At 33.9% G+C, this 14,730-nt stretch carries 12 protein-coding genes; 2 read left to right on the plus strand and 10 right to left on the minus strand.

Annotated elements, in window-relative coordinates; all coding sequences use genetic code 11:
- Window positions 1–52 precede the first annotated feature (52 nt).
- The 10 genes from manA to licT form a co-directional block, all read right to left on the minus strand.
- Complete coding sequence (gene manA, locus BCR26_RS15160) at window positions 53–1,021, minus strand: mannose-6-phosphate isomerase, class I (RefSeq protein ID WP_069699814.1); 969 nt, start codon at window positions 1,019–1,021, stop codon at window positions 53–55.
- A 50-nt stretch (window positions 1,022–1,071) separates the two neighbouring features.
- Window positions 1,072–2,103, minus strand: a complete 1,032-nt coding sequence (locus BCR26_RS15165) for a serine hydrolase domain-containing protein (protein ID WP_069699815.1) — start codon at window positions 2,101–2,103, stop codon at window positions 1,072–1,074.
- Window positions 2,104–2,193: 90 nt separating this feature from the next.
- The gene (locus tag BCR26_RS15170) at window positions 2,194–3,024 is read right to left on the minus strand and encodes a VOC family protein (protein ID WP_069699816.1); all 831 of its coding nucleotides are present in this window, start codon (window positions 3,022–3,024) and stop codon (window positions 2,194–2,196) included.
- 344 nt (window positions 3,025–3,368) lie between these two features.
- Entirely contained in the window at window positions 3,369–5,255 is a 1,887-nt protein-coding gene (locus BCR26_RS15175) for an ABC transporter ATP-binding protein (RefSeq protein WP_069699817.1), read from the minus strand.
- Complete coding sequence (locus BCR26_RS15180; protein ID WP_069699818.1) at window positions 5,252–6,979, minus strand: ABC transporter ATP-binding protein; 1,728 nt, start codon at window positions 6,977–6,979, stop codon at window positions 5,252–5,254. Before BCR26_RS15180 ends, BCR26_RS15175 begins: the two co-directional genes overlap by 4 nt.
- Entirely contained in the window at window positions 6,980–7,651 is a 672-nt protein-coding gene (locus BCR26_RS15185; RefSeq protein WP_069699819.1) for a TetR/AcrR family transcriptional regulator, read from the minus strand.
- Window positions 7,652–7,796: 145 nt separating this feature from the next.
- On the minus strand, window positions 7,797–8,387 hold the full coding sequence (locus BCR26_RS15190) for a guanylate kinase (protein WP_069699820.1): 591 nt from the start codon (window positions 8,385–8,387) through the stop codon (window positions 7,797–7,799).
- A 193-nt stretch (window positions 8,388–8,580) separates the two neighbouring features.
- On the minus strand, window positions 8,581–10,029 hold the full coding sequence (locus BCR26_RS15195) for a glycoside hydrolase family 1 protein (protein ID WP_069699821.1): 1,449 nt from the start codon (window positions 10,027–10,029) through the stop codon (window positions 8,581–8,583).
- A gap of 67 nt (window positions 10,030–10,096) precedes the next feature.
- A complete protein-coding gene (locus BCR26_RS15200) occupies window positions 10,097–11,977 on the minus strand; it encodes a beta-glucoside-specific PTS transporter subunit IIABC (RefSeq protein WP_069699822.1) in 1,881 nt (626 codons plus the stop codon).
- A gap of 216 nt (window positions 11,978–12,193) precedes the next feature.
- Window positions 12,194–13,036 (minus strand): BglG family transcription antiterminator LicT, encoded by an 843-nt coding sequence (licT, locus tag BCR26_RS15205; RefSeq protein WP_069699823.1) that lies wholly within the window; start codon window positions 13,034–13,036, stop codon window positions 12,194–12,196.
- 569 nt (window positions 13,037–13,605) lie between these two features.
- On the opposite strand from licT, the gene BCR26_RS15210 reads away from it, so the two are divergent.
- Complete coding sequence (locus tag BCR26_RS15210) at window positions 13,606–13,905, plus strand: rhodanese-like domain-containing protein (protein WP_069699824.1); 300 nt, start codon at window positions 13,606–13,608, stop codon at window positions 13,903–13,905.
- 186 nt (window positions 13,906–14,091) lie between these two features.
- Window positions 14,092–14,712: an NAD(P)H-dependent oxidoreductase gene (locus BCR26_RS15215; RefSeq protein WP_069699825.1), complete on the plus strand. Its 621-nt coding sequence runs from the start codon at window positions 14,092–14,094 to the stop codon at window positions 14,710–14,712.
- The last annotated feature ends 18 nt before the right edge of the window (window positions 14,713–14,730 follow it).

Here is a 14,730-nt window from a genome sequence, read left to right on the forward strand (position 1 = left end):
AGAAAGCAGAAAATGAGCCTTAAAACAGCCATTCTCTGCTTTTTATTTATGATTAATTCCCTGGCTCAGAAGCAATAATCGTTAAATCGCCTTCCAATCGCCATTTTTGAATCTCACTAGGTAAGATAAAACTAGTTCCTTTGTTCAGTTCATAACTTGTTGTCTTCATTATATCTGAGTCTTCAATGATTAATTTTCCTACTCCATCAACGACTGTCGCTAAAGTATAAGGTGCATTTTTTTTCACAGACAAAAGTCCTTTAACTTGCCACTCATAAACATTGAAAAACGGTGTTTTTAAATAAGTAATAATACTTGATTGACCTTGATTTTGTTGCTGAATCGAAAGTTGAATATCAGCTGCTGGTACGGTTGTTACATCGATTGACTGCTGAATGTGTAACTCTCTTGCTTGACCATTATCATCTTTGCGATCATAATCATACACTCGGTAAGTTGTATCACTGCTTTGTTGGGTTTCTAAAATCATAATACCTTTACCAATTGCATGGATTGTCCCACTCGGAACATAGAAAAAATCACCTTTTTTTACAGGAACTTTGGTCAATAAATCCTCCCAACGTCCTTCATGAATCATTTGTTCTAGCTCTTCTTTAGTTTTCGCATGGTGTCCATAAATAATTGTTGCTCCTGGCTCCGCATCAATAATATACCAACACTCTGTTTTACCTAGCTCTCCTTCATGTGCTAACCCATAAGCATCATCTGGATGGACCTGAACAGATAAATCGTCTTCAGCATCTAATATTTTTATCAATAATGGAAAAACGTCTCCTGTTGCCTGTCCAAAAAGTTCCCGATGGTTTGCCCAAAGTTCATCTAATTTTTTGCCTTTATATTCTCCATTTATAACCGTACTAACTCCATGAGGATGTGCGCTAATGGCCCAATCTTCTCCAATTTTATCACTTGGAAGATCAAAATTAAAGACAGTTTCTAATCGATTCCCACCCCATATTTTTTCTTGAAAAACAGGTTCTAAAAACAAAGGTTGTTGCATTGTCCAATCTCCTCTCCAACTCTATACGTTGCTATTATACCACTAATGATTTACTCATTCATCTTCCAGCAAGCCTTTTCCTTTAAATATATTTCAAGAAGCTGATCTCTTTTTTGAATGTAGCTTTCCCTGTTATCTATTGGATGAACTCGATTCGATAAAAAAATAAAGGCTTCTTGTTCAAAAAGATCAATAAAAATAAATGTACCCGTGTATCCAGTATGGAACAAGATTGGCTTCTTCGTTTTCAACTCATATTTAAAATCCCATCCTAGAGACCGTTTCAGCTCTTTAGTTGGCGTTTGATCTAATAATAATGAATAAATTGTTTCAGATTTTAAAAATGCCCGTCCATCAACGTTTCCAAAATTAAGATACATCTGCACAAATTTCTTCAAATCATTAATATTAGTAAATAAGCCAGCATTTCCAGCATGTTCAGCCAATATAAAAGCCTTAGGATCATGGGTCTCACCCCGAATCAATCCTCGTTGATTATGATTTTCAGTTGGAACAGTTAACGTTAGATTGGTTGGCAAAAAGCGACTATTATCCATCCCTAAAGGAAGTAATACTCTTTCGTAGAAAATCTCTATAACAGACTTATTTAATAACTCCTCTAACATAAAACCTAATAGAATCGTTCCAGCATCTGTATAAACAACTTTTTTACCAATTTCTTGACCAGATTTCAATCCATTATAAGCTTGTTGTAGCTCTTGTTTATTTAACAAATCTCTATTTTCTATATAAGTTTGAATATCCGCCGTATGTGTCAATAAATGGCGAATCGTAATCCTCTCGTCTCTAAATTTAGGATAATACTGACTTAAAGGAGCATCCAACTCAATTCGTTGCTCTCCGACAAGTTGTAAAACAACCGTTGTCGTACAAACGACTTTCGTTAATGATGCCACATCAAAAAGCATTGCTGAGGTTAATTTTTCTTTTGTAGGAACTACTTGGGCATTCCCTAAATAGAAATCCTCAGAATCATCCTTATTGATAAATGAAAAACTGACCGATGGAAAAACGCCCTCGGATAAAAAAAGTTCAATCTGCTCTTTGGTTTTTTCGTACATTCGCTCATTCCTCATTTGTTTTCTATTCTGACATTATACACAAAAATAGATTGAGACGGAAAAAATTTATATTTCCCATCTCAATCTAGCCTATTTTCTAATAAACCACCATTCAATTCCACTTGGATCAAAAATTGTTAATATTTTCATTTTTTTATCTATGAAAAAATCCATTTTCTTGTTTTCTAGATGTTTTTTTAGATTTATCATTGCTTCCTTATCCTCTAAATAGCTTATAAAAAAATCTACACCTAGTCGATCCTCAGCAGTCTCAACTGATTGATTAAATTTAGACTCCTGTAAATAAACAGACAAATTAGCATTATCGATTGATAGCTGTCTTTGGTCTTCTCCTTCAACAGACATGCCGAGAATTTTTTGATAAAACAAACTCATTTCAGAAACACTTTCTACATTTAAATACAACTTACTAAACTTCACTTCTGGCGAAAGTATTTTATGATTAATTGTACTTTTTTTTAATAATTTTTGTTGATCCAGGACTCTTTCTTCGTCACACAAGACAAAACTACTTTTATGCAAAATTTCAATTTCATTTCCATCTGGATCTTCTAACAACAAACTTTGCTCATACTTATTTTCAGATGCTTTATTGATTGGATAATGAAAAGCTTCCAATCTTTTTAAAACACTTATAAATTCATCTTCAGTTGGAATCAGTAACGTAAACCGAGCAAGTTTTTTTTCTTCCGCCACTTCAACTACTTTGTACGAAACATCTTCTAAAATTAATAGTTGGCTTCCAATTTCCTTCGTACCAAAAATAGACAAATTATTTTCTTCATTTTTTAAAATAAAGCCGAGTATATTTTTATAGAATTTTATCATTGATTCGGCTTTCTTCATGCGTAACGCAATTGTCTCTAAAGTTACTTCTTTTGACATTTGAAACACTTCCATTCGTCTTCCCCCTCGAATGTTTTCTTCCTTAATTCTATACATCTCTTTCTGTTTCGGCAAGTAAAATCACTTTTAATAACAAGTAATTTAACTTGAAAAATCAATTTAATTTTTCTATCACTTAATTATCACTAATATATCCCTACGATACTTCTTATATTCATATTTATTTAAATTATATATATTAAAAGGTATTTTCTTTATAGAAATATTCAGTATTTTTTATACTAAAAAGGTAATTAGAGAATAAAAATAACTTGAGCCATTAAAGAATCATTTTCTTTAGATTGAAGCTTTTCAAAAAAAAACAGCCTAAACCATCGGTTTTAGACTGTTCTTTAGTATTAAGCTACTTCTTCAGAAAATTGGCTGTTATATAAATCAGCATAGAATCCATTTTTTGCCATTAGCTCGTCATGATTTCCTGTTTCTACAATTGAGCCATGGTTCATTACAATGATATTATCTGCATCCCGAATCGTTGAAAGTCGATGCGCGACAACAAAGCTTGTTCTTGCTTCTAGAAGCTTACTCATTGCACGTTGGATAAGGATTTCTGTTCGTGTATCAACACTTGATGTCGCTTCATCCAGAATCAATACATCTGGATTCGCAAGAAATGCTCTCGCAATAGTGATTAACTGACGCTGACCTTGAGAAATGTTACTTGCTTCTTCATTCAGTATCGTGTCATATCCTTGAGGTAATTTTCTAACAAAATCATCCACATGAGCGGCTTTTGCAGCTTCAAATACTTGTTCTCTTGTTGCTTGCTCATTTCCATAGAGGATATTGTCGTAAATGGTTCCGGTAAACAGCCAAGTATCTTGTAAAACCATTGAGAAATTTGCACGAAGTTCATCTCTGCTTAAATCTCTCGTATCCGTTCCATTGTATTTAATACTACCACCGCTAACATCGTAAAAGCGTTCTATCAAATTAATAAGCGTTGTTTTACCAGCTCCAGTAGGTCCAACGATTGCAACCATCTGTCCGGGTTTTACATCTAAGCTGAAATCAGTCATTAATAAATTATCTGGTGAATAACCAAATTGAACATTTTCAAAACGGACTTTATAGGGGCTATTTTCTTCTGCTGGAATCCCTGAAGGAGTATTTTGCATCTCTTGTTCATCCAACACTTCAAAGACACGTTCTGCCGATGCCACCGTAGATTGAATGGTGTTCATTAAATTGGCAATTTGGGTAATTGGTTGAGAAAACTGGTTAGTATACTGTAAGAATGCTTGAACATCCCCCAGTGGAAGTTGTCCATTAGCGACTTTTATTCCCCCTAAAACAGCCACAAATACATACCCTAAGTTTTTGACAAAGTTCATTAATGGCATGATGATTGCTGAAATAAATTGAGCTTTCCAACCTGCTTCGTATAACTTTTCATTTTCTTGTTCAAAAACTTCTTGATCTGCACCTTCATGGTTAAAGCTTTTAACCACCATATGTCCACCATAGGTTTCTTCTACTTGATTATTCAGTAAGCCTAAACTTTTTTGCTGTCCAGAGAAAAACCTTTGTGATTTTGGTGCTACAATCATGACAACAATTAAGCTTAAAGGAACAGTAGCTAGAGCAATCAATGTCAACTGCCAACTAATTGTTAGCATCATCCAAAGAACCCCAACAAACGTCACTATACTAGTAATAAGTTGCGTTAAATTTTGTTGCAGTGTACTAGCAATATTATCCATATCGTTGATTGCACGAGACATAATATCACCGTTGTTGTGAGTATCATAATATGAAATAGGCACTTTATTCATTTTTTGTTCAAGTTCTTGACGCAATTTATAGACTGTTCTTTGTGAGACACGAGTCATGATAAATTGTTGTAAAAAGCTAAAAACAGCAGCAATCAAATACATTCCAATAACGATTAGAATGATTCTACCTATCTTATCAAAATCTATGCCAAAATTATCGATTTTGGTACCAGCCGCCATTTTTTGTGCACCCATCATTACCTTTTGGAAAATTTCAGTCGTTGCTTCCCCTAAAATTTTGGGTGTTTGAATTTGAAATAAAACAGAAGCAATTGCAAGGATTAAAACAATCACGATTGCTATCATTCGGTTAGACATATATTTGAATAATCGTTTCACAGTTCCCCAAAAGTTTTTGGCTTTCGGCCCTTTCGCACCAATATTTCTTGAGGACCCGCCACCCATTGGACCTCTTGGCGCTGAACTGGAAGTTGATCGTTTTTCACTCATGCAAGTTCCTCCTCTCTCAGTTGAGAATGAACGATTTCTTGATACGTTTCATTCGTCTTAAGTAGTTCTTCGTGACTTCCTTTACCTACTAACTTCCCTTCATCCAAAACTAAAATGGTTGTCGCATCCATAACTGTACTAACACGTTGTGCTACTAAGACAACAATAGAGTCTTTCATATCTGCATTCAACGCTTCTCGTAGTTTCGCATCAGTTTTGAAATCCAATGCCGAGAATGAGTCATCAAATATATAAACATCGGCTTTTTTAGCCAGTGCTCTAGCAATCGCCAAACGTTGACGTTGACCACCTGAGAAGTTCCCGCCTCCTTGCTCAACACGACTGTCTAAGCCATCTTCCATCTTAGATACAAAATCTTTCGCTTGAGCAATTTCCAATGCTTTCCAAATTTCTTCATCCGTAGCATCAGGATGACCATACTTCATATTTTCCCTTATAGTTCCTGTAAATAGCATTGATTTTTGAGGCACAAAACCAAGGTTATCTCTTAACTCATGTTGCGTAACATCTTTTATATCGACGCCGTTTAAAGAAATCTTGCCAGACTCTATGTCATAGAATCTGGGAATTAGATTCACTAAACTCGTTTTTCCTGAACCTGTTCCACCTATAATTGCAACAATCTCGCCAGATTTCGCTGAAAAACTAATATTTTCTAAAGCTAGGTTTTCAGCTCCCTGATAGCGATAATTCACTTGATTGAATATTAGAGACGCATTTTTCCCTTCAAAAGGCAATTTAACTGGATTTTTACTATCGATAATTTCTGTTTCTGTTTCCAATACTTCATTAATTCGATCTGCAGAAGCTTGTGCCCGAGGAACCATTACAAAAATCATTGCCAACATCATAAAACTCATTAGAATCTGCATCGCATAGGTCATAAAGGCAATCAAATTCCCTACTTCCAGTTGCATCGTATTGATATATTGACCACCAAACCATGTAATTGCAACGTTCGTTCCACTCATAATTAAAGTCATCAAAGGAATCATCACAGCTACGATAGTATTCACTTTAATTGCCGTTTGAGTATAATCCTTGTTCGCTTCATCAAAACGTTTTTCTTCATAATTTGTTTTATTAAACGCACGAATAACTCTAACTCCAGTTAATCCTTCACGGAAAACCAAGTTTAATCGATCGGTTTTTTTCTGCATACTTTTGAATAATGGTACTGCGAAAAACATAATACCACCCACTAAAACAGCCATAATTGGTAAAACATAAATAAAGATTTTTGTTAACTGCGGGTCTTTTGAGTATGCCATAAAACTTGCCCCGACTAATGTAATTGGTGCATTAATCATTAAACGTAAAAACATTTGTGTTACCATTTGAACTTGTGTAACATCATTTGTCGTTCTTGTAATTAAAGAAGCTGTTCCGAACTTATCGAATTCATTGTTAGAAAAATTCTCTACTTTATTATAAATTTCGGAACGCAATTTTTTTCCTAATTTTTGAGATTCTCTTGTTGCAAAAAAAGTGTTACCAAATGAAGCGATAATTCCTACTAAGGAGAATCCAATCATATATATACCCGTTTGCCAAATGTAATCGATATTCCCTTTTGCTACGCCATTATTAATGATATTTGAAGTCAGAGTTGGCAAGTATAAATCTGCCGTTACTTGCACCATCATAAACGCTATCGCTGCCAACCCAGATACAATTGACATCCGCTTAATTATTTTGATCATTTATTCCCCTTCTTTCTGTTTATAAATCCCATATTTTAACCACTCTATCTTTAGTTGAAAATCCGCAATTGCTTGTGTTGTATCGTATGTAGGATCTTCTCCGATATGTTTATAGGCATTGGTTATTGTAGAAATCACAATGCTCATCATAAGCTGCATAACCAGTCCTAATTCTCGAGTATCCTTAATTTTAAGCTTTTGATGATCTACAGACTCAAACAATTTTTGTCCCATTTCTTCTTTAGTTCTCGAATGTGAATGATGCTTTAAGTACTTTTCCTTTGAAAAAGAAGGGGTTACACGATCACTTGCTCGATAATCCATATTCATAAAAAGGTTCTTATAAAATGCGGCATTCGGTCCTTTCAAAATTTCCGATATCATTTTTGTAAAATAGCGATCAAATCCTTCAACTAAGTCACCCTCGGCAGCTTCGATTTCTTTCTCCAAGTCTCTTTTACTATCTCTTCGTAAATTATCAAAATAGTAAAAATATAAATCTTCTTTGTCTTCAAAATATTGGTAAAAGCTCCCTCTTGGAATCTCTGCTAACTTTACAATATTTGCTATTGAAGCTTCCCGTAATGAAGCTCTAGAGAATTCAGTTTTTGCTGCATCAAGTAGCCTTTGTTGTTTTTCTTTTGGTAAATGAAAGAACGTTTTCGTTGGCATTAATATCCTCCTTCCTTGTGACAACCTGTCATATGACACAATGTCATTATAGCACCATGAAATAGAAATGCAATAGATACTAATCAAATTTCCATATTTTTTCAATCTTTTTCATCATAGTTATATAGATTTATTTTTTTGCTCTTTACTCACGACAATGAATACTATCGATACACTCAACAATCTGCCTTAGTGATGCTACTACTTGTTCAAAATCATCATTAGCATTAATAATAAAGCTATTTGGATAGCTACTAACTTGATTTTTTACTAAAATCTCTTCATCATACAGTTTTAATCTCTGTTCAATAGTTACTGGATTTGATTCACGGATGTTTAATCTAGACACCACTTTATCTTTGGACACATCAAAATAAATAGGAATAACTTTAGAACCAAAAAATTGCTCAATTTGCTGAAATCCCTTAAAAGTTAAGACATCATAGGCACAATGATCATTAGTTTTTTCAAAAATAGCTGCTTTTCCTACACCGTAATAGTTGCCATGATAAAAGTCATATTCAACTAATGCATCATTTTGGATTAATTTTTCAAACTCTTCTGGCGTTTCAAAATAATAATCTACGTGATCCCGTTCGCCTTCCCTTATTTTCCGGGTTGTATGCGAGACTACTTTATATTCACTTGGAAAAACAGCCTCGGTTACTTTCGTTTTACCAGATCCACTAGGACCCATAATGACAAAAAAATGATGCTTTAAAGGTTGGTTATCCATGGTAGACTTCTCCTTTCAATGGTTCACTTTCTACTATTTTAAGTATACGCGTTTTTATATCAATAGTCTTTGATTTTGATAATAGCTCGTTGGCAATAAAAAAACATACGGATAAATGATCGATGTTCGTTAAAAAATCAGTTAATAAACCAATCTTTTACTTACATTAAATCATTTTCCGTATGTTATTTGTCTAGTTTAAATCTTGTCCATTCGTTTCAATTACTTTTTTGTACCAATGGAATGATTTTTTCTCGTAACGATTCATTGTTCCGTTACCTTCATCATCCAAGTCTACATAGATGAAGCCATAGCGCTTGCTCATTTCCCCTGTCGATGCACTAACTAAATCGATACATCCCCAAGGTGTGTAGCCCATTAAGTCAACACCATCTTTTACAGCCTCTGACATTGCTTCAATATGACGACGCAAGTAATCAATTCGGTAATCATCTTCCACGTAAAAATTCTCATCGACTTTATCAATCGCACCTAAACCATTTTCAACGATAAATAATGGTTTTTGATAACGATCATACAGTTCATTTAAACCAATTCTTAGCCCTTCTGGGTCAATTTGCCAACCCCATTCACTTGCTTCTAAGAAAGGATTCCGAACACCCCCTAAAAGGTTCCCTGCAACGTTATCATCTTCTTCTGTTGTCACATTAACAGCAGTTGACATATAATAACTAAATCCGATGTAATCTACGGGATATTCTTTCATTAATTCAAGATCTTCTTCCGCAATATCTAATGCTTTTACACCATATTTTTCAAACATACGCTGCTGGTAAGATGGGTAAACACCACGAACTTGAGCATCCGTACAATAGAAATTAAATTCTTGATTTTGAATCATTGTTTCTGCTTGATTAATTGGATTCGCATCAATACTATAGGTTGTTGCATAAATAATCATACAACCAATCTGCATGTCAGGATTTATTTCATGTCCTATTTTCACTGCTTTCGCACTTGCAACAAACTGATTATGCCATGCTTGGAAAATATTTTGATAATCTCTGCCACCAGTCGCTTTTACCATTCCCTGACTTAATGCAGGAAAATGAAATGCTGAGTTAATTTCATTGAAAGTCATCCAATATTTTACTTTTTTTCCATAGCGAGTCAAAACTGTTTTCGCATAGGTTTCAAAAAAGTCGATCAGTTGACGATTTTTCCAACCACCATATTCTTTAGCTAAATGTAATGGTATTTCATAATGAGAAATGGTAATTACTGGTTCAATCCCATGTTTTAAACATTCGTCAATCACTTGGTCATAAAATTTTAGACCTGCTTCATTAGGTGTTGTTTCATCGCCTTTGGGAAAGATTCTAGCCCAAGCAATTGAGAAACGATAACAGTTGAAACCCATTTTTGCAAATAAAGCAATATCTTCTTTATAGCGATGATAATGATCAATCCCACGATGATTTGGATATACATACTTGCTTTCATCAATTTCCCAGTTAAAAGTTTCACTACCTAATATTTGAAATCTTTGTTTTCCGCCTGGCATTGCATCTGCAACAGAAAGACCTTTACCATCTTCTAAATAAGCTCCTTCTAATTGGTTTGCAGCTGTTGCTCCGCCCCACAAAAACCCTTTAGGAAATGCTGTTTTTTGATTTGTCATTTGATTGTCCTCCTTAATCATTTAAACAAAGCTATTCAATCAACTTCTTATCGTCGTTACTATTTTATTATCTCACAATTGCTAAGAAATCTTCGCCATTTAGCACTTCTTTTTGATTCATATCTAGTACATCTAAATAATCCCCACTGTTAGTTACAACGATAGGAGTTACAACTACATAACCTGCCTCTTTGATTTTATCGATATCAAATTTTACTAAAAGATCGCCTTTTTTCACTTTTTCATCTTGTTTTACGAAAACTTCAAAGCCTTCACCCTTCATTTCAACAGTGTCCATTCCAATATGCATTAAAATTTCAACACCCTCATTTGATGTTAAGCCAACTGCATGTCCTGTTGGAAAAAGTGTAGTAATTACGCCGTCTGCTGGGGCATACAATTCACCTTTTTTAGGTTCAATTGCAATACCTTTTCCTAATGCACCAGATGAAAACACTTGATCTTCAACTTGTTCTAAAGGCACAATTGTTCCTTCTAATGGACTAACCAAAATCGTTTTTGTTGCTACTTTTTCCTGATTTGATGCTAAATTTTTGTCATTACTCTTTGTTGAATCTGAACCTGCTTCAGGTTTGTCTTCAAATTTCAAAACGAATGTTAAAACAAATGCTACAAAAAATGCAATTGCTGTGCCAATAATTGCTGCAAACATCCCCGACGTGTCTTTTGTTTCTTGAGGAATAAACCCAGGTAAACTTAACAAACTAACTAATCCAAAGGTAAAGTTTTGCACATGATTAAAACCAATAAACGCTCCACCCACTGCACCACCAATACAAGCGGCAATAAATGGTTTTTTAAGTGGTAATGTTACACCGTATACAGCTGGTTCTGTTATACCAAAAACAGATGTCAACGCTGATGACAAAGATAATCCTTTTAATTTCACATTTTTTGTCATGAAGAAGACTGCTAATGCTGCGCCGCCTTGAGCTAAAACTGCTGGTAATAACATTGGTACCATCGTATCACTACCGTATTGCGTTAAGTTCAACATCATAATTGGCACAAAGCCCCAATGCATACCAAACATTACAAATACTTGCCAGAAACCACCCATGATCGCTCCAGCAGCAATCGGACTGAAATTATACAGACCATTGTAACCTTGACCTAATAAATCACCAGCAATACTGCCAATAGGTCCTAATACGATAAATGTTAGAGGAGCGATAACTAGAAAGACTGCTAAAGGAACAAATATAATTTGCAAGAACGTTGGAATTACTTTCTTAAAGAAACGTTCAATGTGACTTTGACAATAAACACCTAAAATTATTGGAATAACAGATGAAGTATAACCACTTGCTCCAATAACAACAGGTATTCCTAAAAAGCTTAGTGTGTTACCTGCTAAAGCTGTAATACTTGGATGAACAAGAGCCATCGCCAAGGCTACAGCTAAATATTGATTCGTTTTGAACTTTTTCGCAGCTGTAAACGCTAAAATTATTGGTAAGTACGTAAAGATTCCATCTGCGATAGCAAAAAGAACAACATACATTCCTGATTCAGGATTTAACCAATTTAAGGTTACTGCTAAAGTTAAAAATCCTTTTAAAATACCCGCTCCAGCCATTGCGCCAAGGAATGGTGTAAAGATAGAAGAAATAATGTCAATTAATTGGTTAAAAATATTGCCTTTTGGTCCTTCATCAACAGAACCTTCATTATCTCCTAATTTACTATTTGCTACTAATTCTTTATAAACCTCGCTTACATGACTTCCTATAACTACTTGATACTGACCACCACTTTTAACTACTTGGATAACATCAGGATCTTGATTTAAAGCTTCTGTATCAGCCTTACTTTCATCTTTCAAATTGAAACGCAAACGAGTTGCACAATGAACAACTGAGTTAACATTTCCTTCCCCGCCTACCGCTTTTAAAACGCGCATAGCTATTTCTTGATTTTTACTCATTTTTTCTCCTCTTTTCTTTAATTTTGTATATAAAAAAACCTAAACTGAAAAAACACTTGACTCGTTACACACAATAAATATGTGCATTTTTGTCAGTTTGTTTTTTCAATATAGGTTTTGCCTGCATAATCAGTAACAATCCACTATGATTGAATAAAAAATAATTTTACTAAATGATTTCTAAAAAGATCATAATTACTTAATACTTAAATAGCATTAACTTTTTTTACCTGCAACAACTCGCTGAATATGAATCGTTAAATAAATTTGCTCCGCTTCATCAATCGGCTTTTGATAGGTTTTAAGTAGAAAATCATTGATTCGTTGTACCGCTTGAAAAGCTTTTGGATACTTACTCTGAATCAGCTCATATAAAAACTCATCTTCATCATCATGGATTTCATTTTGCAAGTAGCGCTGCGCAAAATATTGTAGATGTGTAACAATTCTTTGATAATTTAATGATTCTTCATCAAATGGCTGTCCAAAGTAACGGCTAATGATTGTTAGTATATCGCGAACCATCTCGGTAGCAGACATGGTTACTTCCATGTTGCCATTAGCTTGTTCACTATTTACTATATGGAAAGCAATAAAGCCAGCTTCGCTTTCAGCAAAAACAACACCAACTTTCTCCTCAATTAAGGAAACAGCTCTTTTTGCAATAGCAAACTCTTTAGGATAGAATTTCTTTGTTTCAAACATCAGCGGATTAGGCATTTCCAGCCCTTCCTTTGCACGAATAATCGCATAGTGGACATGATCCGTCAATGTAAGATAGATATTAGAAGAAAGTTCTGTTCCTAATTCTGTTTCTGCCATATCAACAATTTTTTTTACCAAATCAACTTCATCTGCTGGTATGTCTGAAAACAACTGCTGAAAGTGTCCTGCAGTCGCAGAATCTTTTAAGACAAATTCCTTTTCAACAAAAGCTAGGTCAATTGTGTCCCCAATTTTTTTCTGAAAAGCTAGTCCTCTGCCCATACAAACTATTTCTTCCCCTGCTTCATTCTTAGATAAAACAACATTGTTATTTAAAATTTTTTCTATATTCATTAAGAACCCCACTTTTACAAATGAAAAAAACCTAGAACACGACCACAGCAAAAGATATGGAAGATTCTGGTTTTGCCTGCCGAACAGTAACAATCCTTATTTGTAATGACAGCATACCATTATTTTTTACTATTTGCAATCCTTTCCAAAAAAAAAAAATTTTTTTCATTTTTTTGTACCTTTTAATTTATAAATAACACATTATTTTTTATTACTCAATAATAAAAAAGCCCCTTTGTAGTCTAGATTCTCCTTCTTAAGGAATTAAGTAAAGTAGATTCATTCGATAGATTATTCCTAAAAAGAATTATTAGAGAAGAAATATAAACAAATAGCAGATACTCTTATGTAATTTGTTCCATCCTGACTTTCTCTTCACTAACTTTATGCTTTGTGACTTTTTTGGAACAGGATATAGCATTTTTAAACCTCTCTTTATTGAAATAAGAAAAAGATGTGAATAAATACTTAAGATAGTTTAAGACAAAAGAAAATCTATTTGCAAACTTTCTGAAAACATAGTAGAATTCCTCTCATAGCTCTAAAAATTAAAGCGAGGAATGGTTTACATGCATCAATCTATCACCATGCAAGATTTTGAATCTCTTTGTCAAGAGGATTTTATTAACGTTATTGATATTAGAAACACTGAAAGTTACTTAGAAGGTCACTTGCCTCAATCGATTTCTTTACCTGCCACTGTCTTACCAAATAATTTAAATCGCTTAGATAAATCTAAAGTTTATTATATTATTAGTTATAGCGGACGTCGTTCAAAAACAATTGCTGGATTCATGAGCGCCAACGGTTTCAAGGCTATCCATGTTATTGGTGGAATGAAACAGCTTCAGCAAAAACTATCTGCCTAACCCTTTAACAAATTTATTTTTTTAGCCATAGTTGCTGTATCTGTTCAACTATGGTTTTCATTTTGTCTATGAGTCTCTTACTACTATATTCAACATTTTTTTGCGAAAAGCAAAAAACTTGCTTTCTCTTACTTTTTATTAGTAAAATGTAACTGTTATTATTAAATTATTTAAAGGAGATTTTACATGTCAAAATTACTTGTTGTAAAAGCACACCCACTCACTAAAGAAACATCACGTTCTGTGATGGCTATGGATGCATTTCTAGAGGTTTACCGTCAAGAAAATCCAACAGATGAAATCGAAATTTTAGATGTATATAGCGACTTTATTCCTGAAATTGATGCAGAATTACTTTCTGGTTGGGGAGCACTTAGAACTGGAACTGAATTTACTGCACTTAGCGAAAGCCAACAAAAGAAAATTGCTCGTTTTAATGAATTAACCGAACAGTTTCTTGCTTCAGATAAAATTGTCATTGTAAATCCATTATGGAATTTAAATGTTCCTACTCGCTTAAAAGCTTGGATGGACACAATTAATGTAGCTGGAAAAACATTCCAATATACTGAAGAAGGACCAAAAGGACTAATTAGTGGAAAAAAAGCTCTTCATATTCAATCTAATGGTGGTTTTTATGAAGGACAAGATTTTTCTTCACAATATGTTAAGGGAATACTAGGATTTATCGGTGTTAATGAAATCGATCAATTATTTATTGAAGGAATTGACCATCATCCTGAAAAAGCGGAAGAATTATTAGCTGTTGCAAAAGAAAAAGCAATCCAATTAGGAAAAACATTCTAATCTATAAAAAAAAGACAT

Source organism: Enterococcus rivorum, assembly GCF_001742285.1.
In the GTDB taxonomy this organism is placed as follows: Bacteria; Bacillota; Bacilli; order Lactobacillales; family Enterococcaceae; genus Enterococcus_L; species Enterococcus_L rivorum.